This window comes from Streptomyces sp. NPDC127092, assembly GCF_042722475.1.
GTDB lineage: Bacteria > Actinomycetota > Actinomycetes > Streptomycetales > Streptomycetaceae > Streptomyces.
Genome location: NZ_JBHXFE010000003.1, coordinates 25,733 through 48,456 on the forward strand (window position 1 = coordinate 25,733; position 22,724 = coordinate 48,456).

The following is a 22,724-nucleotide window of genomic DNA, read 5'->3' on the forward strand; positions in this document are numbered from 1 at the left end:
GTTCGACCAACGCCACACGGTTCGGCGCGCGCGAGCCGGGTGCGTGTCCGGACGTGGCGCCGCCCCGTCCGGGGCACCCCGTCATCTGACATCTGACATCTGACCTCTGACAGCGACGAGAGCTACTCCACGTCGACGCCGTAACCACGTACGAGGGTCTCCAGGCCGTGGTCGTATCCCTGGCCGACGGCGCGGAAGCGCCACCTCGGGCCCCGGCGGTAGATCTCCGCGAGGAGCAGAGTGCGTTCGCTGGTGGCGGCGTCCAGAGTGGCCTGGGCCGTGGCCGGAGCATCGACGCCCGGTGCGAGGGTCATCCGAACCGCCCCGATGTCCCCGAAGGTGGCGGCACCGTCGATGGCGGCGGCGATCGCGATCCGGTGGGCGGAGGGAGGCAGCGCCGCGAGGTCGATGGCGATGGTTTGCTCGGTCGGGCCGTCGCAGAGGAGACGGATGGCTCCGTCGGGGCTTTCCGGCGCACCGTAGAAGACGAAGTCCCCGTCGCAGGAGACCTGCTCGTCCTCGTCGAGGACGAAGGAGACGACGTCGATCTCGCAGTGCGTCTGCTGTGCCCAGGAAGCACCCACGTGCCACTGGCCGGCGGCGGGAAGCGTGGGGAGATCGATGACTCCGCCGCGCGGTAGGACGTCGGTCATCGCACCGTCCAGAGCGGGGACGTCGGCCGGCTCGGAGGTGGGGGCTCCCAGCCATCCGTGCGCATGGACCGGAAGTCCCAACGCGGCGATGCGGGGCATGCGGCGGTCGAGTTCGCCCCCGGGGAAGAGGACGACGTCGGTGACGCTCGCCGAGAGGTTGATCGCGGCGGCGCCGCCAAGCTCGACGACCCTGGCCCGGGCGGCGGACGCCTCCTCGTGGGTGCCGCCCAGGACCAGGACGCGCCGACGGCCGAACGGCCTGGCGGAACGCTTGGACTCGGATTGCCTGGGCGCGGGCACGTCCGCGACAGCTGCGGTCGCGGCGGGGAACGGCGTCGGCGTAGTGGGGAACGGCGTCGGCGCAGCGGGGGACGGCGTCGGCGTAGTGGGCAGTGTGGGCCGTGTGGCCGGGGCCGCCGCTTCCGGGCTCTTCTTCGGAGTGTGATTCTCGTGCGGTGTTCCGGAGCGCACGTCTCCCAGCAGCTTGAGGAACGTGTGCTCGTCGATGACCGTGACGCCTTCGGCGATCGCGCGCCGGGCCTTCGCCGAGCCCGAGGCCGCGTCGTTGGTGACGAGAGCGCTGGTGTGCCTGCTGACCGACGACATGACGTTCAGGCCGGCGGCGACGGACCGGGCCACCAGCTCGGCCCGGGAGGTCGCCGTCTCGCCCGTGATGGCGATCTTCATGCCCTGGACGAGCGGGCCGCCGGGTGTCAGGCGGCCCGGGTTCCGGTAGGCGCACGGGGTCTTCGGTGGATTCGGCGCGAACTGCGGATCCTGCCGGGGAGGGCAGGGCACCAGCGGTAGCGGGACGTCCAGCCGTGCGGCTTCGGAGAGGGAGGACCGGAAGATCCCCGCGAGGACGCGCGTGTCGTCCAGCGCGTCATGTGCGCTGGTCTGCGGCACGCCGTAGTGGGCGGCCAGTGACGCCAGGCTGAGGTCGGCGGTGGGTGGTTCCACACGCCGGTTCAGGGCCAGGGTGCACAGGCGCTGGGTGACGGGGAGGTACAGCCGGGCGCGGGCGAACTCATGGGCCAGGAAGTCGTAGTCGAACTGTGCGTTGTGGGCCACCATGACGCGGTCCTGCAGCAGCGCTCCGATCCGTCCGGCTACTTGCTCAAAGGTCGGGGCGCCGCTCAGCCGTTCCGCGGTCAGGCCGTGAATGTGCACGGGGCCGGGGTCGCAGCCTGGGTTGAGCAGAGTGGAGTACTCGCCGCTCTGGGTCCCGTCTGGCCCGAAGGTCAGGACCGCGATCGAGAGGATCCGGTCACGCCGGGCGATCAGGCCAGATGTCTCGACGTCGACCAGAGCCCAGTCGTACGCGTAGTCCGGCAGGTGGGACACGTCGAGCGCGGCGGCGAGAGACATGACGGCAAGGATGATCCGGGCGTGATCGTCACTTCAACCCGAATGCCGATTTGTCCCCTCGACCCCACCGGGAGAGCGCCCTGAAACTTCGCGCCGTTTACGGGCCGAAAGGCCGCCAGAGGCCGCCTCTGGCCGGTTGCAGCCGGACGGATCGAGCCACCCCGGTCCCTCCTCCCCGGCCTCCGTCCGTTGACCTGAAACCGCCCCTGACCAGCAAAAAGACCCTCCCGAAGGAGGGTCCCGGTCTTGCGCCCCCGGCAGGACTCGAACCTGCGGCCAAGTGCTTAGAAGGGACCTGTGTGATTCAAGGTGATCGGAGCTCTGACCAGGGGAACTGATCAGTGTGCGATGCCGCCCGCCAGGAATTTTCCGCGTATTCACCGGAGGGGCTGGTTCCGGAGGCGACCCCCGGGGGCCATCGGACGGTAGAGGGACTGGAGTTGCCTGAGGCGCCCACGGTGCCGCGCGGCTACCTCTGGGCTCGCCCTGGCGGGCATCCTGCAAGCGATTCGAGAGCATTGAGCCCCGCCGTCATGGCGAGACGCTGCGATGCCAGAGAGGGGATGGTCGCCACATGGACGCTGGTGTAGCTGCGGTATTGGGCGCTGCAGTAGCTACGGTCGGAACAATTGTGACAACCCTGACTTCAAGATCGCTGGCTAAGACTCAGATGCGGGTCGAGAGCCTGCGGGTGCGTAGGGAGCCTAGAAGGTCGTCCTACGAGTCATTCTCGTCGGCCGCGACCGCGCTCCATGACCATGTTGAGCCATGGGTCACCCTCGGCAGGCTCATGCCATCGTCCCAAGTGACGGGGGCCGAAGCAGGTGTGATCATGGTGAAGGAGGATGAGTTCAGAGAGGGCTACATAGCCCGTGCGATTGAGCTGGCCGATGAGGTCAGCCGTTGCGGGCGCCGCGTCATTCTGGACGGACCCTCCGAGCTGGAGGCCTCCGTCAACACTGTCGTCGAATTGTCCAGCGGCCTGGTTTCCCTGTTCAGGTTCCTTCGCAACGCTGGTCACATCGCTGACGCAGGGGCGACCGTGGTTGCGTGGGACACGTCAGGCTTTCCTGATCAACTGAAGAACCTGGAGCGCGGCATACGAGAGTTCTTGGCTTGCGCCAGCGCTGCCTTGGAACGTGATCCCCTGTGTTGATCGGTCCTTGCGGGCCCGTATCAGTCGACGGGCGCTGCCAAGGACTCTTACGCATGCACAGGCCGGGACAACAGAAGCTTCCGAAGCTCCTACCGGCACATGCCCATCTGCGGTGATCACGTGCGACCCTGGCACTAGTCGAAGGCTCTTGGAAGGAGGTGCCGTGCCGGAGGCCAGCCCGCGCGGAACCTATCTGCTCATCGCCGATGCGCTACGGAAGGACGTAGCCGAGGGGCCCGAGGGCGGTTCGCTGCCCTCGGAGGCAGACCTCATGCGCGCGCACAAGGTGTCCCGCAACACCGTCCGGCGCGCGCTCAAGGTCCTGGAGGCCGAGAAACTCATCGCCTCAGTGCCCGGCGCCGGATGGCGGATCTCGGGCAAGCCCATCCCGCCGCTTGTCGACCGCATGACCAACGTGATCACCGAGGACTCCATGTCGGTAGGCGACGCGTACCCATCGGAATCGAAGCTGGTCGAGCGCTTCGGCGCGTCTCGTACGGCGGTCCGGCGCGCCCTCGCGCAGATGGAGGGAACCGGCCTGCTCGCCACCATTCACGGCAAGGGCCGCACTGTGCGCGCCCTCCCGACGAACCCGGAGGATTCGTAACCTTGGCACGCATGGGGCTTACCGAGTGGGCGTACTCGCTCTCCGAATCGATGCTGTCCGACCCGTTGCCGCGCCGCTGGGCACACTCCCTCGGCGTCGCGAAGCGGGCCCGCTCCCTGAGCCCGATCCTCGGCCGAGACGCCGAGCTTCTGGAGGCCGCCGCCGTTCTGCACGACGTCGGTTACTCCCCTTCCATCGCCAACACCGGCTTCCACCCGCTCGACGGCGCCCGGTTCCTCCGCGACCAGGAGGGCGCCGACGAACGGGTCGTGCGACTCGTGGCCCATCACTCCTGTGCGCTCCTGGAAGCCGAGGAGCGAGGGCTCCGGCATGAGTTGGAGACTGAGTTCGAGCTTGAGCGACCGGAGTTGGTGGACGCGCTCATCGTCTCCGACATGACGACGACGCCGGACGGCGGGCACACCACGCCGGCGGCCCGGCTGGACGAGATCGTCCAGCGGTATGGGCCGGACACGATCGTGGGCCGGTTCATCCAGCGAGCGGCGCCGGAGATCTATGCCGCGAACGAGCGCGTGGAGCACCGGATGGCCGCCGCCGCGGCCAGGGCTCAGCCGAGGTAGGGCTCCCGCTGAGTCTCGTCCAGGCCGTGCGCGATGCGCAGCCGCATGGATGGGTGAATGTCCAAGCCGTCGAGGTCTGCCGGGTCCACCCAGCGGACCTCCTTCGATTCGCTGCTCGTGCGGAGAGAGCCCCCGACCGGGTGGGCCCGGAAACAGATGGAGAACTGCTGCCGCACCTCGCCGTCGTCATATGCGAGGACGTGATCAGGGTCGGTGTAGAGCCCGACGATGTTGTCGACCTCGACGCGGATCCCAGTCTCTTCCTCCACCTCCCGCACGGCCGTATCGCCGATCCGCTCACCGATGTCGTGGCCGCCGCCCGGGAGAGCCCACAGGTCGTTGTCCGTCTTGTGGATCAGGAGGAGGCGCCCGCGGTCGTCGCGGACCACGACCGTCACGGAAGGCACCACTGAGTTGGCCTTTGGCGCTTTCGGGTCGCGGAAGTAATCGATCCGGCTCATGTGTCCGATCCTTGCAGGTCAGTGGGGGAGGAGATAGGTCGTGCGCTCTCCCAGACGCGTTCGACGCTCTCCGCGTAGGCGTCGAACAACTCTCCTCCGGGGACGCGTTGCAGGTGCAGAACCGGTGCCATGTAGGCGCCGACGCCGTACAAGTGCCCATTGGCGAGCATCACGTCATCGGCGCGGTAGATGCTGTTGTAGAGCGTGGTGGAGTGCAGCCGGAACTCCACCCCTGGCAGGCCAAACAGGGGAGCGTAGTTCACCAACGCGTTGCGAATCTTGCTCGCCATGGCACCGCCGATGCCCTCGTCCGCGCCGCGCACGGCGACGGCGGCCGAATCGGGGTCGCCGAGCATGAACCGGATCCGTACGCCAGCGGCCGCTCTCTCCTTCACGACCTGGTGGAATGCCGCATCCTCCGTGAGCCAGAAACCCGAGTAGACCAGCACGTCGAAGTGCCGCGTGGCGCCGGCGTAGAGCTGCGGCCAGAGTCGATTCGGTACGACGGAGCGGTGCGGGTAGAGCTGAACCAGTTCGGCGCTGCCTGCCTCTGTGACCTCCGCCGACGTTCGTTCCTCCGGCCAGAGGTAGGAGACCTCGCGCTGAAGCAGGGATGCCGTCGCGTACTTGTACCGGCGGTACGGCTGACGCTTCGGCTCGTTGACCCAGCGCTCCACGGTCTTCGCCGACACACCTAGGCGTTCAGCGATCTGATCAAGCGTCATGCCGCTTTCGATGATCGCGCCGCGTAACCGTTCGTTCGCCATGCCGTGCTCTCCCCCTGTGGGACGACTTGGGACGACTTCACCGTAGCGAAGACGTCCGGGAGTTGGGCAAGTGCGGGGTTCATCGTCGTGCCTGATCAGGCCACGCTTTAGGTACCTCAGCGGGGCGGGCTCGCGAAGTCGAAGAAACCGAAGGACTTGACGCCGCGAACCATCCACCCCACTATGAGGAACAGGTACTACATGTACCTCACGCCCGGAGGGCTCCGCGTTTGGCGGGTCGGCTCGATGGAAGCGACTGCTGGCTTGAGAACTGAACAGAGGACGCACCGCAGCCTGCACTAGGGAAGAGCGGCCGTCAGCAAGACAATCCAGGCACCTGCGACAAGCCGCGGGCCCTGCCGCACGAGCAGCAAGCACTTTGCTCCGGGTCGCCCTTTGGGGACGGCCGAAGGAGTCCGTCCACTTGCGGTGAGACAAGGGCAGAGATCGCAGGCCCCACGGGGGCCACCTTGCACTTCCTCCTCCTTCGCAGCCCCGGCTGCGGGTGGTTGCCTCCCTCGCCCGTCTCGTACGGGCGGGGTCGAGGGGAGCCGGGGCCGCTATCGGCCGGGACCCATTCCATGTGACGTGCGACGAAGGGAGGCCCTTATGGGCCGCAGGTTCCGTGACATGCAGACGCCGGAAGAGCAGTACTTCGCGCAGTGTGTCGCGAGCGGTACGGCGCGGTCTGGTCCGGTGACACCGGCGAGCCACGAGGTGTGGCGGCAGATGAACGCATACGAGCAGGCCGCGCACCTCGCTCGCCTCGACGGCGGCGAAGCGGAGGCCCAGGAATGGGAGCGCATGGCCGCCGAGCGCTCTGCCACGAGCGATCGCAAGAGCGGGGGCTGGCTGAGGTGCGCGGTGCGTGCGGCCCTCGGCTGAGTCGCCGCAGTCCCGATGGTCGAAGGCCGGGTTCGACTCCCGGCCGGGGCGCTGGCCCGCGCTGACAGGCGAGAACCCCCGGTGCTGCAACACCGGGGGTTCGTTCGGGCCGTTCCTGACTGGAAGGAGCAGACCCAATGAAGTCCATCGCTGCACTTCAGGCCCTTGTTACGGCCTCCGGGCTCGACGGTGAGCCGTCGGGCGCGGAGCTGGACGCGATCGAGCTGGAGATGCCGCTGATTCTGGCGGAGGTCGACCTGCTCGACGTGGAGATCGACCTGCTCGACCGTCCGGCCACGGTGCTGGACGAGCGGCGCATCCGCCGGGCCCGGAACCGGGTCCTGGCCGAGCGCCGTGACCTGACGAACCGCGTGGGCACGCTGGGCGGCGCCGCATGAACGCGAAGATCCTCGGCGACCTCGGCGCGCCGCTGGTGGCCTTGCGGACCCTGAGCGTGGACCAGCCGCACCTGCCGGCGCCGTGCGTTTCGCTCTCGACTGTGTTCCCCGAGCGGCTCGACTTGTCGTTCCACAACGACCTGGGCGCCTTCGAGGCGTGGCGGGAGGCCCTGGGGCTCGACCCGCTGAACGTGGCCCACCACGTTCAGGGTGACGGCCGCACCTGCGTCCTGACCGTTCACGCCGACTACGCCGGCGCCGCGCTGCACCTGACCGGCTTCGGCACCCTCCCGGCCGTCGAGGAGGCCCGTTCACGGGCGGAGGTGCCCGCGTGAACGACGTTCAGATCCGTTCAGCGGAACGGGCCCTGTCGGTCGGCACGTGGCTGATCGTAGGCGGCGCGATGCTCTACTCGGTCCTCACCGTGACGCCGCTCATGGCGGCGCACACGGCGGACGAGTGGGACTGGACCGCCCCGATCCTGCCCCTCGTGGTCGATGCCGCGGTCGTGATCGTGGTCCGCCTGGACTCGGTCCTGGCCCGGCTCGGCGGGCACGGTGGCCGGTGGCCCATCGCGCTGCGGTGGATGACCGGCGGCATGACCCTCGCCCTGAACGTGGCGGACTCCGCCCTGGCGAAAGACCTGGTCGGCGTCGCTGTGCACGCCGTGGCGCCGCTCCTGCTCATCGTCACCGCCGAGACCGGCCTGGCCTACCGCCGGGCCATCACGAACGCGCTCACGGCCGTGCAGGAGCGTGAACGGGCCGAGCGTCAGGAGCGGGAGCGGGCCGCCGTCGAGCGGGTCGAAGCCGCCGAACGGCGTGTCCGGGAGCAGCGGGAGTTCGAGGCCCGGATGGCCCGTGAACAGCGTGAGCACGAAGCCGCCCTGGCACGTGAACAGGCTGAACGCGAGGAGCGGGCGCGGCGCGAGGAGCGCGAGCGGGAAGCCGCCGCCGAGCGTGAGCGGCAGGCCGAGCGTGAACGAGTCGAGCGGGAGCGTGAACAGCAGCGAGCGGCCGAGCTGGAGCGTGAACGGCAGCGACAGGCCCGTGAACGGCAGGCCGCGCAGCAGCGCGAACAGGAGCGCCGGGCACGTGAGGAAGCCGCCCGCCGTGAACAGCAGCAGGCAGCCGAGCGCGCCGAGCGTGAACGTGCCGCTCTCCTCGCCGCCGGCCCCGCCGCTGAGAAGCAGCCGGAAGACCTGGCCCGCCAGACCGTGACCGCCGCCTTCGGCGCAGGTCTGTCGGTGCGGCAGGCCGCCGAGCTGTGCGGCTGGTCCGTGGGCTGGGTCTCCACCCGCTACCAGGAACTCCGCGACATCACATCCGGCCGGACGCTCGAAGGTGCCACGTCATGAGCGGCCTGCCGATCTACCGGTGGCGGCTCGCCCCCGACGGCTACGCCACCTACCGCCAGCTCCGCGCGATGGGGCTCCGCCCCGGCGGGCAGGACGTGGCAGCCCAGCTCGAACGCCCCCGGCGCCGCCGCGGGCCGCTGGTCGCCTACCTCTACCGCATCGACCGGGCCAAGCCCGTCCGTCCCATGACCCCCGCCAAGCGGGCGGCCCTGGCGCGGGCGAACGCTTCCCAGTGCATCTGCCCGAACTGCCGCCGTGACGCCGGGTATCGCATCCCGCGCTCCCTCGGCATGTGCGTCCCGTGCGCGGACGACTCGACCCAACTCGCTTCCTGATCCGGAGGTTTCATCGTGCAGATCGACGACCAGCCCCAGGGCACTCACATGTACGTGCTGACGCTGCAGAGCGAGCGCGGGAGCGTGTGCACCCTGTCCGGCACCCACACCCCGCGTGAGGGGTGGACCCGCTACGACCTCCTCGTCCAGCTCCGAGCCGACGCCTCCCGCCGCTCCCCGTCGATGGAGAACGGCACCGTGCTGTTCTTCTCGCTGGAGCCGAACACCCTCTGACCTGCACATAAGGCAGGGCCCAGCCGTGAACCTTCCACAGCCCGGCTGGGCCCCTAGATCTCCCTAAGGGAGGTAGCAAGGATGACGGACATCAGCACCGAGCCGGTAGTAGGCACCCTCGCCCCGCCGCCGGCCCCGACGACTCCTCCGCCTTCGCCGCCGACCACCGAGCAGCGGGTGAAGGAAAGCCCGAAGGTTGAGCACACCCCGGGCGGCTGGCCCGTGGTGCCGCTCGCGACGACGGGCGTGAACAGCACCGTGGGCGGTATCGCTGCCGCTGCGGTTACGGCGGGTCCGCCCGGCGCCGCCCTCGCTGCCGTCGGTGCGGCGGTCGTCGGCGGTGTGGTCCTGGCCCGCAGGGCGGCCCGCAACCGCACCGTCAAGACCACTGCACGGGCTCGGACCTCGAAGATTCCGCCCTCACGGTTGTCCCGCCAGAGCCCTACCAGCACCGGCGCTGGCAGCCGCCGGGGCGCCGGGTCCAAGGGCGGCTCGGGTTCCTCGCGGTCGGCCAAGGGCCGCACGGGGAACGTCGGCACTTCCTCCCCGTCGGTGTCGCGCACGCAGCCCAAGGGCCGTGTGGGGCAGGTCAAGGCCCTGCGGCAGGAAGCCCGTTCGGCCACCGCTCCGACGCGCGCGGAGCGCCGCGCACAGTCTGTGAACAACCGGCGGGCCGTCGCCGACACCCGCCGCAACACCCCCTCGCCCCGCCACTCCACCACCAGCCGCGCAGGCGGCGGGGGCGGGAAGGGCCGTGCCACGGGCGGCCGTTCGTTGCTGGATGGCAGGGTCCGTGCCGGTCGCGACGCGGCCGTGCAGCGGGCCCGTACGGCCCGGGACCGGTCGGCCGCCCGGGCGGTCGACGGGGCGCGCGGGAAGGTCCGCGCGGGGCTGACGGCGAAGCAGGCCCGGGTGGCGAAGCGGGCCGTCCGCAGGGAAGCCCGACGGGCGTTGTGGAAGTCCGCCGCCCGTAAGCAGGGCCGGCGCCTCCTCGCCGCCCTCCTCGCCTCCCCCGTCGGCGCGCTCGGCACGCTCACCACGCCGCTGGGCCGCAAGCTCGGCATCAAGTCCCTTCAGCACCCCGGCCGGCGCCTGTACCGGCGGCTGCTGCGCACGGCCGAGGAACAGCAGGCCGCCCGTGACACAGCGATCCGCGAGCAGCTGGCCGCCGCCGAGGCCGCGATCGACGCCGACCTCGACGCCGAGCAGCAGATCGGCGACAAGGCCGAGCGTCCCACCTTCCTCACCGCCGCTGCTCCTTCATCTCCTGTGGAGGTCGTGAACGTGTCCGGTTTCAAGTTCGAGGAAGCCGCCGCCGAGATGGCGAACGCGGCCCGCACCTACGAGCCCGAGACGGCCATGGAGATCCTGTCCATGGTCGACAACCTGCCCGAGGCCCTGTCCCACGTGGCCGAGACGTTCAAGATCCTGGCCGAGCGGTCCGACAACGAGTTCCCGCTGGAGAAGGACATCGCCGGCGCGTTCGACGAGATCTACGGCGCGCTGATGCGCGCGGTCGATTCCTCCGAGCAGGTCGGACCGCTGTTCCGGCAGGTCCACGCGCAGGACATCGCCCGCCACGAAGACCCCCGCAACGGCATCGAGGCCGAGAAGGGCTGGAACGTCTGATCATGGCCACCACCGACAACCCCACCACCACGGGGCCGGTGTGGGACTGGAGCGCCGGTCACGGACCCGTGACCGGCGCCCTGTCCGCCACCACCGGCGCCTTTGCCCTCGCCACCACCGGCGCCGCCACCGGCATGCCCCCGAGCTGGGCCCTGGCGGTCGGCACGGCCGGCGCCATCGGCCACACCGTCTCGACCCTCCGCGAGCGGCTGTCCGCCCGCACCATCGCCCTGCGCGCGTCATCCTGGCTGCTGGGCGCCGGGTGGACCACGTGGGCCATGGCCAGCGGTCCGCTGACCTGGACCGCCATCGGATCCCTGGCCGTCCTCGGTGTCGGCATCGGCACCGCAGCCCGCTCGGTCGGCTTCTACGAGGACGCCCGCGAACTCGAGCTCATCGCGCTCGCGGAACGGCAAGTCGCCGCCGAGCTCTCCGCCGAGCGCCGCACCCTCGCCGCCGAGTGGGTCGACCGCATCCAGCGCGTCTGCGGCATCACGCTCACCGTGCTGGCGATCGAGAAGTGGCCCACCGGCACCGGCTTCACCATCGACGCCGAACTGCCCGGCGGCACCACCTACAACCAGATCGCCAAGGACTCCGCCCGCCTGTCGGCCGACGCCCGCCTGCCGCACGGCTGCACGGTCGCCGCCACCCCCGGCATCCACCAGGGCCGCGTCCTGATCGACGTCTCCACCGTCAACGTCCTCGCCGGAGAGATCCCCTACCCCACCAACTACGGGCCGCTGTCCATCCACACCGGCCTGCCCTGGGGCGTCCGCTCCGACGGACGGGAAATCCCGGTCTACCTGCGCGAACAGTGCGCCCTCATCGTCGGGCCGACCGGTTCGGGCAAGACCAACATGGTCCACGACGTTCTCGCCGGATTCTCCCGCTCCACGGACATCCTGAGCTGGGTCATCGACCTCAACGCCGGATCCGCCGGCCTGCCCTGGGTCCGCCCCGCCCTCGACGGCGTCGGCAACCCGCAGGGCGAGACCCAGCCCGGCATCGACTGGCTCGCCTCCACCCAGGAGGAAGCCGAGCTGATGCTCGACACCGCCCTGCGCGTGGGCAAGCACCGCAAGGTCGCCTACCAGGACCTCATGGCCCAGGCCAACACTGACCTGCTGCCCGTCTCCGCGCAGATCCCGCAGATCATGATCCTGATCGACGAGGGCGCGGAGATCCTGGCCAGCAACGACCCGAAGATGCGCAGGCTCGCCACGAAGATCCTGGAAGTCATCCGGCTGCTGCGGGCCATGGGCATCCGGACCGTCCTGACCGCGCTCGGTGCCACCGGCTCGGTGCTGGGCAACCTGATGATCCGCCGCGAGGCCAAGGCGCGCGTCGTCCTGACCGGCGGCGAGGTCGAAGGCATGGACCTCTCCCGGATCTTCCAAAGCACCCAAGGGCTCAAGCCGGAGCAGGCCCCGTACAAGGGCGCCGGGTTCATCGGAACCCCCGAGAGCGCGCCGGGCCTGTTCAAGTCCTGGCGGATCACCCCGAACCAGATCGCCGACATCGTCCGCGCCACCTCCACGCTCCACCCGCGGCTGGACGCGGAGTCCGCGAAGGCGGCCGGCCCCGCCTACGCCCGCCGCTGGGACACCACCCGCACCGCGTGGATGCGCACCAGCACCGTGGCCGACGAGCGGCCCGCCCCGCCGGCCGAGGACCGCCCCGCCCGACCGGGTGGGCTGAACCTCTCCGCGCTGCGCGATACCCCCGCACCGGCCACTGCGGCGACCGATGAGGATGCGCTCGCGGCCCGGTTCATGGCGCAGATCGACGCCGAGTTCGGCACCACCGCCGAGCCGGACACGGACACCCGCGCCGAGCGTCCCGGGCTGAACCTGAGCGCGTTCCGCAACGAGCAGCAGGACAGCGAGGCCCGACAGGCCGCGCTCGCCGTGCTGCTCGCCGCCGGACCGGACGGCACCGGCGCTTCGGCGATCGCCCGCGCGCTCGCCGAGCAGCACGGCACCAGCCGTCAGACCGTCGTCGGCTGGCTCAAGGAATGGGCCGACGACGGCACCGCGGTAAGGGTCGGGAACGGCACCAAGACCCGCTACGTCCACCACCGCCACGCCTCCAGCAGCCCCGACGAGGGCTGACCCGCCTCAGCTTGTCGTCCCGCCCGCAGAAAGGGCCCTCAGCGGGCCTCAGCGGCCCGGAAACGGCTTCTGACCTGGGAGGCGACAAGCGACAAGACAAGACAAGCGACAAGCCGCACGACAAGCCAGACGACAAGCGACACGACAAGCAAGGCCACCGGGCAGCACCCACCTTCGGGGTGCTGCCCGGCCGCCGTGAAAGGGGCACCTTGTGTACGAGCCGACCGCGTACGAGATCACCACCCCGCACCCCTGGACCCAACCCCCTGCGACTGCCGCGCGGCCCGTGATCCTCCCGGCGGAGATCCCGCCGGGGGTCGACTGGGTCACCCTCCCCAACGGGGTCCGCACCCTCGCCTACACCCAGCCCGCGCCCCCGCCGCCGATTCCGGTTGCGGCCGCGCAGCCGATCCCGGCATGGGCCAAGACCACAGCCCTGCTCGCCCCCACCGTCGGCGTCGGCATCGGCGCCGCCGGCATCGGACTCTCCTACGCCGCCCCGGGACTCATCGCCATGAGCCACGCCCTGTGGTCCGCCGCCGCTCTCGTCGTCGCCGCCGTCATCGCCGTCCCCGTCCTCATCCGCACCGCCCGCCGCGCCGTCGGGGGCAGTGGGGCGGGCTCGGGCGGGTCGACGACGCACATCACGCAGAACATCACCGCGACCGGCTTGTTCGGCCGCGCCAACGGCACCATCAACCACCGCTGAGGAGCACCCGCATGGCCGCAATCCTGATCACCTCCTACGGCACCGGACACGACGACAACCCCACCGCCCCCGACCCCGTGATCGTCGACACCACCGCCCTGCACAACCCGCCCGACGACCCCGCCGTCCGCGCCACGCTGAACCAGCTCACCGGGCAGCACCCCGACGTCGCCGCCTACGTCCTGGCCACGCCCGGCGCCCACCAGCTCATCGCCGACGCGCTCGCCGACATCGAGCAGCGGGCACACGCAGGGCGAGCCCTGGGTCCATGTGCACGTCCACTGCTACGGCGGCCGGCACCGCTCCGTCGCCATCGCCGAACAGCTCGCCGCCGAACTGCGCCCGCTCGACCACTACCCCTACGTCCACCACCGGCACATCGACTGGCCGCTCCTGCCCTCCCGCACCGCGTGATCCGACCCGACCACCACTGAGGAGCACCACATGGCCATAACCATCTCGCTGGTCGCGCTCTTCGGCTTCATCCTCGTGATCCTCCTGCGGACCCGCCACCTCGGATACGGAAGCGCGTTCGTGGCCGCCATGTTCGGCTTCACCCTCGCCTCCACCGGCGCCGCCACCCTCGTCAACCACCTCATCAGCGCCGCCCTCAACGCCATCCAGAACCTGTGAGGAACCGCATGCGACTCCGCATCCAGCGGACCACCTGGCCCCGCCCGGCCCTGGTGCTGACCGACACCCCTCGGCCGGACTGCCCCGACTGCCGGGGCGAGGGCGGCCACAACCGGGACTACGGCGACTACGAGACCGGCGAATACGCCGGGACCGAGTGGGACCCGTGCCCCTGCTGGGACGAGAACCGCTCCTGGGTCCTCCTCCCGCTCCCCAGGCTCCCGCGCCGCCGTCAGCCGCACGTCGACCCGTGGGGCAACGGCTACAGCGATGAGCCGCCGTTCTAGCAACGCCAAGGGCGGCCCGCGTCTCGCCAAAGCCTCGGGCCGCCCTCACCTGCCAGTACTTCTCACAGAACTGGAGACACCCAGCATGACCCAACCCGACCCCGTTCGGCGAGACCCGGACGGGTTTCCGAGCATCGACCTGCCCGGTCTCGACCTGCTCGCCCACGCGATCGCGGCGGCTGAGCGCGGGTGGCACGTCTTCCCGCTCCGGCCCCGCGACAAGCGGCCCGCGGGCCACTCGACGGCCCGCTGCCCCGGCACCGGCCGCTGCGCGAACGGGCACCGCACCCCGGAGCAGCGCGCCACGACCGACCACGATCTGCTCGCCGCCGCGTGGACGCATGCCCCGTACAACGTCGGGATCGCCACGGGCCCGTCCGGGCTGCTCGTGGTCGACCTCGACACGCTCAAGCCGACAGACGAAGAAGGAACGCCTGACGGCGTGACTACCTTCGAGGCGCTCTGCGAGCGCGCCGGGCAGGCCGTCCCGACCACCTACCGGGTGCGGACCGCGCGCGGCGGAATGCACCTGTACTTCACCCAACCGCCCGGTGCCCGGCTCGGCTCGACCGCCGGACGGCTCGGGACCCACGTCGACACCCGAGGGTGGGGCGGGTACGTCGTCGCCCCCGGCAGCCACACCCCTGACGGCGCCTACACGGTCCTGGACAGCATCGCCCCTGCGCCGCTTCCTGTGTGGCTCGCCGACACGCTCACCGAGCGGCAGCCCAAGCCCATCGGCGCCGCCGCCCCGGCGCCCGCACTCACCAGCGGCGGCCGCGTCGCCACGGTGGCGCTGGAGCGCGAGACGGCCGCCGTGCAGAACGCCCACGAGGGCGGCAGGAACGCCCAGTTGCTGACATCCGTACGGGCCGTGGGGCGGTTCGTCGCGTGGGGAGACATCCCTCGGCACGTGGCCGAGGAGGCTTTTCAGGCGGCGGGGGAGTCGGCGGGACTGCCGCCGGCCGAGTGCCGCGCCACGATCCGCAGCGCGCTCGACTGGTCCCTGCGCACCGCCCGGCCGAGGCAGGCCGTCGCATGAGCCGCGCCGAATCCCCGCTCCTGAAAAGCCCTACCGCGACCACGCCGCGGGCCGAGGACGCCGAACAGCCTCCCATTGGGCCGGTGGTGGGCGACCCGAAGGGCGTCGCCGAAGGCGTCCTTTCAATCTCTGACCCGCACCCGACCGACCACACAGGCCACTCGGCCGCTGCCGCCTGGAGGGAAAACCGCATGCCCGAGACCGTCGACGGCGCCGCCCTGCTCGACGACGTCGAGCAGTTCCACCGCCGGTTCAACGTCTTCCCCCGCGAAGCCGCCTACGTCGCCGTCGCCCTCTGGGACGCCCACGCCCACCTGCTCGACGCCTTCGACTCCACCCCGCGGCTCGCGTTCCTCTCCCCGGAGCCCGGCTCCGGGAAGTCCCGCGCGCTGGAGGTGGTGGAGACACTGGTGCCCCGCCCGATGCTCGCGGTGAACGCCCGGGCCGCCGCCCTGTTCCGATCCGTCTCCGACCCCGCCGGACGGCCCACGATCCTCTTCGACGAGATCGACACCGTCTTCGGCCCCAAGGCCGGCGACAACGAGGAACTCCGCGGCTTCCTCAACGCCGGCCACCGCCGCTCCGGCGTCACCTACCGGTGCATCGGCGACGGCGGCAACCAGACCGTGGTGGAGTTCCCCTCCTACACCGCCGTCGCGGTCGCCGGACTCGGCTATCTCCCCGACACCATCACCACCCGATCCGTCATCATCCGCATGCGCCGCCGCGCCAGGAACGAGCACGTCGAACCCTTCCGCGCCCGGCTCCACGAGGCGGAGGGCAACAAGCTGCGTGACCGGCTCGCGCAGTGGGCTGACCAGGTCCGTGAGGACATCGCCGGACGCTGGCCGGACATGCCCGAAGGCGTCACCGACCGACCGGCAGACGTGTGGGAGCCCCTGCTGTCCGTCGCGGACGCGGCCGGCGGCGACTGGCCCGAGCGTGCCCGCGCGGCGTGCGTCGAGCTGGTCAACGCCGCCCGCGCCGACGACAAAGGGTCCCTCGGCATCCGGCTCCTGACTGATCTGCGCGACCACGTCATGGTCGGCATCGACCGGCTTCCGACCGTCGCCATCCTCGACCGGCTGTGCGCGCTGGAAGAGGCGCCGTGGGCCGACATGGCCGGACGGCCGCTCGACTCCCGAGGCCTGGCCAAGATGCTCGGCGAGTACATGACCAGCGACAACACCCCCGTCAAGGCCCGGAACATCAAGACCGCCGGGTCCGTGTTGAAGGGCTACTACGCGGCCGATCTGTACGACGCGTGGGACCGCTACTGCCCCCCTGCCCTCCAGGGGGCCGCTACTTCCGCTACCACCGCTACCCCGCAGGTCAGCGCCCTGGAATCGGTAGCGGAAGAGCTCTTCCCGTCCGCTACCTGACCCGCTACCCCGCTACCGGCCTCGCGCCCGAAAGGCGGGGCCGGTAGCGCACGCATCCGCTACCGCTACCCCGTCCGCTACCTCCGATCATGCCCCTGACCAGGGCGGTAGCGGAGGTAGCGGAGGTAGCGGACCTCAGCAGAAGGGGCCAAGAGCCCCGCCCTACAGCGATGAGGAGTTCAATCATGGCTGCCGCGCCCAAGAGCCGCGCGATGCTCACGCTCCCCGAGGTCTGCGAGGAGCTTCAGATCACCCGCTCCACCTTCTACGACTGGCGCCAGAAGCAGCGGGCGCCCCGCTGTATCAAGCTCCCGAACGGCGACATCCGAGTGCGCCGCGCCGACCTTGAACTCTGGCTGTGCGACCACGAGGACGCTGCTTGATGGACACGACGTACGACGTGAAGTTCTGGAAGACCTCCGTGTACCTGGGGAAGACGAAGACCACGTACACGGTCCGCTGGGAGCTGGAAGGGAAGGAGTGGCGGAAGCCGTTCGCCAAGGCCGCCCTCGCGGAGTCCTTCCGTTCGGGACTGGTGTCCGCGGCCAGCAAGGGGGAGGCATTCAGCCTCACCACCGGCTTGCCGGTCTCGTACCAGTCCCGCGCGGCATCCGTGAAGTGGTACGACTTTGCGATCCAGTTCGTTGACCAGCTCTGGGAGCGGACATCCGCGAACAACCGGAAGAACGTGGCCAAGGCGCTCACGCCCGTCACGATCGCCCTGCTCCGCTCGCAGCCGACGGCGTTCCATGGGGTCGACGTACGTAGGGCCCTCCGCGAGTACGCCTTCAACACCAAGCGCCGAGACCAGGCCCCGCCGGAAATCGCCGTGATCCTGCGCTGGGTGCAGCGGAACTCGCTCGACCTGGCCGCATGGGAGGACGAAGGCACCGTTGACACGGTCCTGCGTGCGGCCGGGACGAAGCTGGATGGCACGCCCGTGGCAGCCAGCTCGGCCCTGCGGACCAAGCGCATCTTGAACGTGCTGTTCGAATACGCGATCAAGAAGAAGGTGCTCAAGACGAACCCGCTCCCCAAGGGCAGGGGCACCACGTCGGCCAGGACTTCTTCGGCCGTCGACAAGCGGGCGCTCCTCAACAGAGAGCAGGCGGCCGCCCTGCTCGCATGGGTCTACGCGAGGCCGAGGGGTGGTCGACGCCTCCACGCCTTCTTCGCCACGATGTACTACACCGGTGCCCGTCCCGAGGAGACCGTGGCGATCGACGTCGGAGACGTGCACCTGCCCGGACCTGATGCCGAAGATCAGTGGGGTGAGCTGCTGCTCCACACCGCTCGCCCCGAGGTCGGAGGACAGTGGACAGACACGGGTGAGCTGCGCGAGGAGCGAGGACTGAAGGGCCGAGCGCGCGAAGACATGCGCACGGTGCCATGCCAGCCGGCGCTGACGCGGATTCTCCGGGCCCACATCGAAGAGGAGGGGCTGAAGCCCGGCGATCGCTTGTTGCAGGGGGAGAAGGGTGGGGAGCTCGCAGCATCCGTGATCAGGCGCGCCTGGAGGCGAGCCCGGAAGGAAGTGCTCACTCCGCACCAGTTCGACTCGCCGCTTGGCCGCCGTGTCTACGACCTCAGGGACACGGCCCTGACGAACTGGCTCAACGCCGGCGTACCGGCCGCGACCGTCGCGGAGTGGGCGGGTAACAGCGTCCCCGTGCTCCTGGCGACGTATGCCCGCTGCATCGACGGGCAGCTCGATGACCTGAAGCAGCGCATCGAGCAGGCAGGTGAGCTAGGGGATCCGGCCAGCTCAGGGATCGTCTGACGGCTTCACCGCGTATTCTCCGCAGCCACCCGCAGAAACCCGGTGACAGCCGGACAGCGCCGGACACGCCCCGCGTCGCCGAGGCGGGTCCGGCCCTTGCGGGGCGATCACAGAAACACCCTCTGACCAGCAAAAAGACCCTCCCGAAGGAGGGTCCCGGTCTTGCGCCCCCGGCAGGACTCGAACCTGCGGCCAAGTGCTTAGAAGGCACCTGCTCTATCCGCTGAGCTACGGGGGCCGGCGGTGGTCGGGTCAAGGATAGGGGTCCCATCGGCCCGGCCCGGTTGCTTCACCTGCGTGGCACGATGTGGAGGTTCGGTGAAGCGGTCCGATAATCGCAGGCAGGTGCGATTCGTGCAGCGCTTTTCGCGCCACTCGGGCCGGGTGTTGTGCAGTCGTTATGCCCGGGGTCCCCGGCTACATCCGTTCGGTCGGCGCGCAGAGCCCCAATACGCTTCAAAAAGGCTCCAAAATTGGGCATTCTTCGCATGTGGTGACCTTGGACGAACGGCCTCAGCTGATCGACGCACTCTCCGCCCTGCGCGACCGTGTCGCCGCCGTGCGTCTCCCTCTCCCGCTCCCCGGCGCCATCCGTGCCCGGCAGACCCGGTCCGAGCTGCTCGCCCAGCTCGACGACTACCTCGTGCCCCGCCTGAAGGATCCCGACGCGCCGCTGCTCGCGGTCGTCGGCGGGTCCACCGGGGCCGGGAAGTCCACGCTGGTCAACTCGCTGGTCGGGCGGCGCGTCAGCGAGGCCGGAGTGCTCAGACCCACCACCCGCACGCCCGTCCTGGTCTGCCACCCCGAGGACCACCACTGGTTCGCCGGCATGCGCGTGCTGCCGCAGCTCACCCGGGTCTGGCTGCCCCAACAGGACGACGACCACCCCGAGGAGCCCCCCGAGGACAACGCCCTGCGCCTCGAGACCGCCGCCACCCTCCCCCGCGGGCTCGCCCTCCTCGACGCGCCAGACATCGACTCCCTCGTCGTCGAGAACCGGCTGCTCGCCGCCGAGTTGATCTGCGCCGCAGACATCTGGGTCATGGTCACCACCGCGTCCCGCTACGCCGACGCCATCCCCTGGCACCTCCTCCGTACCGCCAAGGAGTACGACGCCACCCTCGTCACCGTCCTCGACCGCGTGCCCCACCAGGTCATCACCGAGGTCTCCCGGCAGTACGAGGCACTGCTCGACAAGGCCGGCCTCGGCGACACGCCCCGGTTCACCATCCCCGAACTGCCCGAGTCCACCGGCGGCGGCAGCGGACTCCTGCCCGACAACGCCGTCGCCCCCCTGCGCGGCTGGCTCACCCACTGCGTCCAGGACCCCGCCGCCCGCCAGCAGGCCGTCGGCCGGACCGCCGCCGGGGTGATCGACTCACTCGACACCCGCATGCCCGAGCTCGCCGGGGCGGTCGCGGCCCAGTACGCCGCCGCCGTACGACTCGGCGGCGCCGTCGAGGCCGCGTACGAGGAGCAGGGGCGCCGGGTCCGCGAACAGGTCCGCCGCGGCGCCGTACTCGCCGGTGACGCCCGCACCCGCTGGCGCGGCTATCCCCGCGACAGCTCCGCCGACGAACTCCTCGACTCCCTCGTCGAGTCCCTCGCCGCGCTCGTCCACTGCGCCGTCGCCGCCGCCGACGAGCGGGTACGGGACGCCTGGCGCCGCGAGCCCGCCGCGGGCGCGCTCGCCCCCGGCGCAGCAGCCGTGGGCCCCGGCATGGACGACGCCAAGGACGCCGGCGAGCGGATCGCCATGACCGTACGGCACTGGCGGCGCGTCCTGGAGGAGATGGTCGAGGAGGAGGTACGGGAGATGGAACGCCCGGCCGCCGCACGGGGCGGCAAGCGCGCGGCCGCCGCCGCGGCACCCGACACCGGGACCGTCACCGCGCTCCTCGCCGCCGTGCTCCTCGGCGGCCGCCGCACCCGCGCCGCGGGCGACCGGCTCGCCGAACTCCTCGGCGCCCAGGGCGCCCTGCGACTGCGCGACAAGGGCGGTGAACTGATCGCCACGTGCCTCGACCGCGCCCTGCACACCGAACGCGACCGGCGTCTCGCGCCCCTCGACGCCCTCGACGTGACCCCCGAGCCGCAGGCCGAGCTGATCGCCGCGCTCTCCGTACTGCAGAAGGAGAAGTGACGCCCGTGGAGCCAGTGGATGTAACCGACGCTGCCGGTGGTGCCGGGGGGCTCGGGGAGCCTGGGGGGTCCGGGGGGCCTGGCGGATTGCGTGGGTCTGGTGGGGGCGATGGGGCTGGGATGCCTGGTGGGTCCGGTGGAGCTGATGGGTTCGCTGGTGCTGGTGGTGCCGGTGGTGCCAGCGGTGGCGCCCGTGGTGCCGGTGGTACCGGTGGACCCGGTGGCGCCGGTGGACCCAGTGCCGGTGGATCTGGCGGACTCGGCGGGCCTGCCGCGTCTGGCGGGCCTGGCGGGCCTGTGGGACCTCAGCAGTCCGAGGGGCCCGACGGGCCTGAGGGACTTGACCGACCGGCCGCGCTTGATGCTGCCCGGGGTGCAGCAGGCGCCGCCGACGAGGTACGGGAGTCTCCCGGCGCGAAGGAGCGCGACGGGGGGCGCGAGGGCATGCACGACGCGGGCCACTATGGGGGCAGCGACCGCGACGGCGAACGCGTCGGCGACAGCGACCGCGACCGCGACCGCAACGGCGACCGCGGTGCCGACCGCCGCCGAGGCTCCGACCGCGACCCGGCAGAGGGCCGCAGCCCAGCCACGGCCAGCGCACCCGCCCCCGCCTCAGCCACGGCCAGCGCCCCAGCCCCGGCCCCCGCCCCCGCCCCCCACTTCGCCCCCGCCCCCGCCTCAGCCGGCGCTACCACCCCCGCCCCCTGGGACGACGGTCTCATCGCCCGTCGTGCCGCCGAGCGTGCCCATCCCACCCACGAGCCGCCGGCCGGCGCCTCATCCGGCGGGGCCGCCGACGGTCACGACGCCGATGACGTCGACGGCGGCGTCTTCCCGCCCGTGGGCGGCGCCTACGGCGGTGCCCTGCGCACCCGCCTGGACGCCCTTCACGAACTGGTCGGGCTGTCCCGTACCCGGGTCGAGAACGAGGCCCTCGCCGAGGCCGGGCGGGTGCTCGACGAGGCCGCCGCGCGACAGCGGCTCTCGGCCCGGCACACCGTCGTCGCCATCGCCGGGGCCACCGGCAGCGGCAAGTCGGCCCTCTTCAACGCCCTCGCCGGCGTCCCCGTGTCCGAGACCGGCCTGCGGCGTCCCACCACCGCCGCGCCGATCGCGCTCAGCTGGTCCGAGGGCTCCGCGGGCCTGCTGGACCGGCTCGGCATCCCCGGGCGGCTGCGCCGCAGGCCGCTCGCGGGCGGCGCGGGCGACGCCGACCTGCAGGGTCTCGTCCTCATCGACCTGCCCGACCACGACTCGGCCGTCACCACCCACCGCGAGCAGGTGGAGCGGCTGCTGGGCCTGGTCGACGCGGTGATCTGGGTGACGGACCCGGAGAAGTACGCCGACGCCGCGCTCCACGAGCGCTATCTGCGACCGCTCGCCGGGCATGCCGAGGTCACCTTCGTCGTCCTCAACCAGATCGACCGGCTCGGCACCGAGGCCGCCGACCTGGTCCTCGACGACCTGCGCCGGCTGCTCGACGAGGACGGCATGGCCCTCGGCGAGCACGGCGAACCGGGCGCGACCGTGCTCGCCCTGTCCGCGACGACCGGGGAGGGCGTGGCGGAACTGCGCGAACTGCTCGGCCGCTTCGTCCAGGAGCGCACGGCGCCCGAACGGCGTCTCGCCGCCGACGTGGACGCCGCCACGGCCCGGCTGCGGCCGGTGTTCGTCGCGGACGGGCGGCCCGGGCTGGGGGAGCGGGCCCGGGAGGAGTTCGCCGACCGGCTCGCGGTCGCGATCGGCGCGCAGGCGGCCGGCGAGGCCGCCGAACGCGTCTGGCGGCGCAACGCGATCCGCGCCTGCGGAACGCCGTGGCTGCGGCTCTACCGCTGGTACGAGCGGATCCGCACGCACGGCAGCAGCACCGATCCCCGCCTGCGGAACCCGGCCGAGGACGAGCTGACCGCGCGTCAGCGGGTCGAACAGGCGGTGCGGATCGTCTCCGACGAGGCCTCGCGCGGCCTGCCCGGGCCGTGGGCCCAGGCGGTGCGGGAGGCAGCGCTGCGCGGTGCGGACGGGCTGCCGGAGGCGCTGGACGAACTGACGGTGGCCATGGGCGACCCGGCGGCCCGGCCGCCGAGCCCCCCCCCGCTTCCCGCCCCCCCCCCCCCCCCCCCCGCTACCACCCCCCCCCCCCCATTCCTCCCACTCCTTACCGTCGGACCACCCTCCCCATTCTTTCCGCCCCCGCCCCTTCC

The 22,724-nt window shown here is 71.2% G+C and carries 23 protein-coding genes, 1 tRNA gene and 1 pseudogene; 21 read left to right on the forward strand and 4 right to left on the reverse strand.

Features of this window, described 5'->3' with window-relative positions:
* Window positions 1-122: 122 nt before the first annotated feature.
* Entirely contained in the window at window positions 123-2,021 is a 1,899-nt protein-coding gene (locus ACFWJO_RS03225; RefSeq protein WP_386863131.1) for a TerD family protein, read from the reverse strand.
* A gap of 832 nt (window positions 2,022-2,853) precedes the next feature.
* Here ACFWJO_RS03225 and ACFWJO_RS03230 point away from each other — a divergent pair.
* The 3 genes from ACFWJO_RS03230 to ACFWJO_RS03240 all read left to right on the forward strand — a co-directional run bounded on the left by ACFWJO_RS03230 (window position 2,854) and on the right by ACFWJO_RS03240 (window position 4,365).
* Window positions 2,854-3,177: a hypothetical protein gene (locus tag ACFWJO_RS03230; protein ID WP_386863132.1), complete on the forward strand. Its 324-nt coding sequence runs from the start codon at window positions 2,854-2,856 to the stop codon at window positions 3,175-3,177.
* Window positions 3,178-3,340: 163 nt separating this feature from the next.
* Window positions 3,341-3,784, forward strand: coding sequence for a GntR family transcriptional regulator (locus ACFWJO_RS03235; RefSeq protein WP_386863133.1), 444 nt, complete (start codon window positions 3,341-3,343; stop codon window positions 3,782-3,784).
* 11 nt (window positions 3,785-3,795) lie between these two features.
* Complete coding sequence (locus ACFWJO_RS03240) at window positions 3,796-4,365, forward strand: HD domain-containing protein (RefSeq protein ID WP_386863134.1); 570 nt, start codon at window positions 3,796-3,798, stop codon at window positions 4,363-4,365.
* On the opposite strand, the gene ACFWJO_RS03245 is transcribed toward ACFWJO_RS03240, so the two are convergent.
* Window positions 4,353-4,826, reverse strand: coding sequence for an NUDIX hydrolase (locus tag ACFWJO_RS03245; protein WP_386863135.1), 474 nt, complete (start codon window positions 4,824-4,826; stop codon window positions 4,353-4,355). The genes ACFWJO_RS03240 and ACFWJO_RS03245 overlap by 13 nt on opposite strands.
* Entirely contained in the window at window positions 4,823-5,593 is a 771-nt protein-coding gene (locus ACFWJO_RS03250; RefSeq protein ID WP_386863136.1) for a helix-turn-helix domain-containing protein, read from the reverse strand. Before ACFWJO_RS03250 ends, ACFWJO_RS03245 begins: the two co-directional genes overlap by 4 nt.
* Before the next feature lie 630 nt (window positions 5,594-6,223).
* Between ACFWJO_RS03250 and ACFWJO_RS03255 the strand changes: the two genes are divergently transcribed.
* The 16 genes and pseudogenes from ACFWJO_RS03255 (at window position 6,224) to ACFWJO_RS03330 (ending at window position 18,378) form a co-directional block, all read left to right on the forward strand.
* Entirely contained in the window at window positions 6,224-6,478 is a 255-nt protein-coding gene (locus ACFWJO_RS03255; RefSeq protein ID WP_386863137.1) for a hypothetical protein, read from the forward strand.
* Window positions 6,479-6,615: 137 nt separating this feature from the next.
* Complete coding sequence (locus tag ACFWJO_RS03260; protein WP_386863138.1) at window positions 6,616-6,876, forward strand: DUF6284 family protein; 261 nt, start codon at window positions 6,616-6,618, stop codon at window positions 6,874-6,876.
* The gene (locus ACFWJO_RS03265; protein ID WP_386863139.1) at window positions 6,873-7,211 is read left to right on the forward strand and encodes a hypothetical protein; all 339 of its coding nucleotides are present in this window, start codon (window positions 6,873-6,875) and stop codon (window positions 7,209-7,211) included. Before ACFWJO_RS03260 ends, ACFWJO_RS03265 begins: the two co-directional genes overlap by 4 nt.
* Entirely contained in the window at window positions 7,208-8,233 is a 1,026-nt protein-coding gene (locus tag ACFWJO_RS03270; RefSeq protein ID WP_386863140.1) for a DUF2637 domain-containing protein, read from the forward strand. Before ACFWJO_RS03265 ends, ACFWJO_RS03270 begins: the two co-directional genes overlap by 4 nt.
* The gene (locus tag ACFWJO_RS03275; RefSeq protein ID WP_386863141.1) at window positions 8,230-8,568 is read left to right on the forward strand and encodes an RRQRL motif-containing zinc-binding protein; all 339 of its coding nucleotides are present in this window, start codon (window positions 8,230-8,232) and stop codon (window positions 8,566-8,568) included. The genes ACFWJO_RS03270 and ACFWJO_RS03275 overlap by 4 nt, the downstream gene beginning before the upstream one ends.
* 15 nt (window positions 8,569-8,583) lie before the next feature.
* Window positions 8,584-8,802: a hypothetical protein gene (locus ACFWJO_RS03280; RefSeq protein ID WP_386863142.1), complete on the forward strand. Its 219-nt coding sequence runs from the start codon at window positions 8,584-8,586 to the stop codon at window positions 8,800-8,802.
* An 81-nt stretch (window positions 8,803-8,883) separates the two neighbouring features.
* Complete coding sequence (locus tag ACFWJO_RS03285) at window positions 8,884-10,431, forward strand: hypothetical protein (protein ID WP_386863143.1); 1,548 nt, start codon at window positions 8,884-8,886, stop codon at window positions 10,429-10,431.
* 2 nt (window positions 10,432-10,433) lie between these two features.
* Window positions 10,434-12,545 (forward strand): hypothetical protein, encoded by a 2,112-nt coding sequence (locus ACFWJO_RS03290; RefSeq protein ID WP_386863144.1) that lies wholly within the window; start codon window positions 10,434-10,436, stop codon window positions 12,543-12,545.
* A 211-nt stretch (window positions 12,546-12,756) separates the two neighbouring features.
* Window positions 12,757-13,254 (forward strand): hypothetical protein, encoded by a 498-nt coding sequence (locus ACFWJO_RS03295; RefSeq protein ID WP_386863145.1) that lies wholly within the window; start codon window positions 12,757-12,759, stop codon window positions 13,252-13,254.
* A gap of 258 nt (window positions 13,255-13,512) precedes the next feature.
* Window positions 13,513-13,668: pseudogene (locus tag ACFWJO_RS03300) on the forward strand (hypothetical protein); the annotation flags it as partial.
* Between the two features lie 30 nt (window positions 13,669-13,698).
* On the forward strand, window positions 13,699-13,887 hold the full coding sequence (locus ACFWJO_RS03305) for a hypothetical protein (RefSeq protein WP_386863146.1): 189 nt from the start codon (window positions 13,699-13,701) through the stop codon (window positions 13,885-13,887).
* Between the two features lie 8 nt (window positions 13,888-13,895).
* Window positions 13,896-14,174 carry a hypothetical protein gene (locus ACFWJO_RS03310; protein WP_386863147.1) on the forward strand — a complete coding sequence of 93 codons (279 nt, stop codon included), beginning with the start codon at window positions 13,896-13,898 and terminating at the stop codon, window positions 14,172-14,174.
* 85 nt (window positions 14,175-14,259) lie between these two features.
* Window positions 14,260-15,216, forward strand: a complete 957-nt coding sequence (locus ACFWJO_RS03315; protein ID WP_386863148.1) for a bifunctional DNA primase/polymerase — start codon at window positions 14,260-14,262, stop codon at window positions 15,214-15,216.
* Window positions 15,217-15,407: 191 nt separating this feature from the next.
* Window positions 15,408-16,598 carry a DUF3631 domain-containing protein gene (locus tag ACFWJO_RS03320; protein WP_386863149.1) on the forward strand — a complete coding sequence of 397 codons (1,191 nt, stop codon included), beginning with the start codon at window positions 15,408-15,410 and terminating at the stop codon, window positions 16,596-16,598.
* 185 nt (window positions 16,599-16,783) lie between these two features.
* Window positions 16,784-16,981 (forward strand): helix-turn-helix transcriptional regulator, encoded by a 198-nt coding sequence (locus tag ACFWJO_RS03325; RefSeq protein ID WP_386863150.1) that lies wholly within the window; start codon window positions 16,784-16,786, stop codon window positions 16,979-16,981.
* Window positions 16,981-18,378, forward strand: a complete 1,398-nt coding sequence (locus ACFWJO_RS03330) for a tyrosine-type recombinase/integrase (RefSeq protein WP_386863325.1) — start codon at window positions 16,981-16,983, stop codon at window positions 18,376-18,378. The genes ACFWJO_RS03325 and ACFWJO_RS03330 overlap by 1 nt, the downstream gene beginning before the upstream one ends.
* Window positions 18,379-18,543: 165 nt before the next feature.
* Here the strand turns inward: ACFWJO_RS03330 and ACFWJO_RS03335 are convergent.
* Window positions 18,544-18,616: transfer RNA gene (locus ACFWJO_RS03335), tRNA-Arg, on the reverse strand.
* A gap of 261 nt (window positions 18,617-18,877) precedes the next feature.
* Here ACFWJO_RS03335 and ACFWJO_RS03340 point away from each other — a divergent pair.
* Both ACFWJO_RS03340 and ACFWJO_RS03345 read left to right on the forward strand, forming a co-directional pair.
* Complete coding sequence (locus tag ACFWJO_RS03340; protein WP_386863151.1) at window positions 18,878-20,521, forward strand: dynamin family protein; 1,644 nt, start codon at window positions 18,878-18,880, stop codon at window positions 20,519-20,521.
* Between the two features lie 443 nt (window positions 20,522-20,964).
* On the forward strand, window positions 20,965-22,724 hold a 1,760-nt coding region (locus ACFWJO_RS03345), incomplete at its 3' end, for a YfjP family GTPase (RefSeq protein WP_386863152.1).

Coding starts and splice junctions, on each gene's coding strand:
- ACFWJO_RS03260 (WP_386863138.1), top strand. CDS start 6,616: ATGAAGTCCATCGCTGCACTTCAGGCCCTTGTTACGGCCTCCGGGCTC.
- ACFWJO_RS03225 (WP_386863131.1), bottom strand. CDS start 2,021: ATGTCTCTCGCCGCCGCGCTCGACGTGTCCCACCTGCCGGACTACGCG.
- ACFWJO_RS03315 (WP_386863148.1), top strand. CDS start 14,260: ATGACCCAACCCGACCCCGTTCGGCGAGACCCGGACGGGTTTCCGAGC.
- ACFWJO_RS03240 (WP_386863134.1), top strand. CDS start 3,796: ATGGGGCTTACCGAGTGGGCGTACTCGCTCTCCGAATCGATGCTGTCC.
- ACFWJO_RS03305 (WP_386863146.1), top strand. CDS start 13,699: ATGGCCATAACCATCTCGCTGGTCGCGCTCTTCGGCTTCATCCTCGTG.
- ACFWJO_RS03290 (WP_386863144.1), top strand. CDS start 10,434: ATGGCCACCACCGACAACCCCACCACCACGGGGCCGGTGTGGGACTGG.
- ACFWJO_RS03230 (WP_386863132.1), top strand. CDS start 2,854: ATGGTGAAGGAGGATGAGTTCAGAGAGGGCTACATAGCCCGTGCGATT.
- ACFWJO_RS03265 (WP_386863139.1), top strand. CDS start 6,873: ATGAACGCGAAGATCCTCGGCGACCTCGGCGCGCCGCTGGTGGCCTTG.
- ACFWJO_RS03245 (WP_386863135.1), bottom strand. CDS start 4,826: ATGAGCCGGATCGATTACTTCCGCGACCCGAAAGCGCCAAAGGCCAAC.
- ACFWJO_RS03330 (WP_386863325.1), top strand. CDS start 16,981: ATGGACACGACGTACGACGTGAAGTTCTGGAAGACCTCCGTGTACCTG.
- ACFWJO_RS03325 (WP_386863150.1), top strand. CDS start 16,784: ATGGCTGCCGCGCCCAAGAGCCGCGCGATGCTCACGCTCCCCGAGGTC.
- ACFWJO_RS03275 (WP_386863141.1), top strand. CDS start 8,230: ATGAGCGGCCTGCCGATCTACCGGTGGCGGCTCGCCCCCGACGGCTAC.
- ACFWJO_RS03255 (WP_386863137.1), top strand. CDS start 6,224: ATGCAGACGCCGGAAGAGCAGTACTTCGCGCAGTGTGTCGCGAGCGGT.
- ACFWJO_RS03250 (WP_386863136.1), bottom strand. CDS start 5,593: ATGGCGAACGAACGGTTACGCGGCGCGATCATCGAAAGCGGCATGACG.
- ACFWJO_RS03320 (WP_386863149.1), top strand. CDS start 15,408: ATGCCCGAGACCGTCGACGGCGCCGCCCTGCTCGACGACGTCGAGCAG.
- ACFWJO_RS03285 (WP_386863143.1), top strand. CDS start 8,884: ATGACGGACATCAGCACCGAGCCGGTAGTAGGCACCCTCGCCCCGCCG.
- ACFWJO_RS03310 (WP_386863147.1), top strand. CDS start 13,896: ATGCGACTCCGCATCCAGCGGACCACCTGGCCCCGCCCGGCCCTGGTG.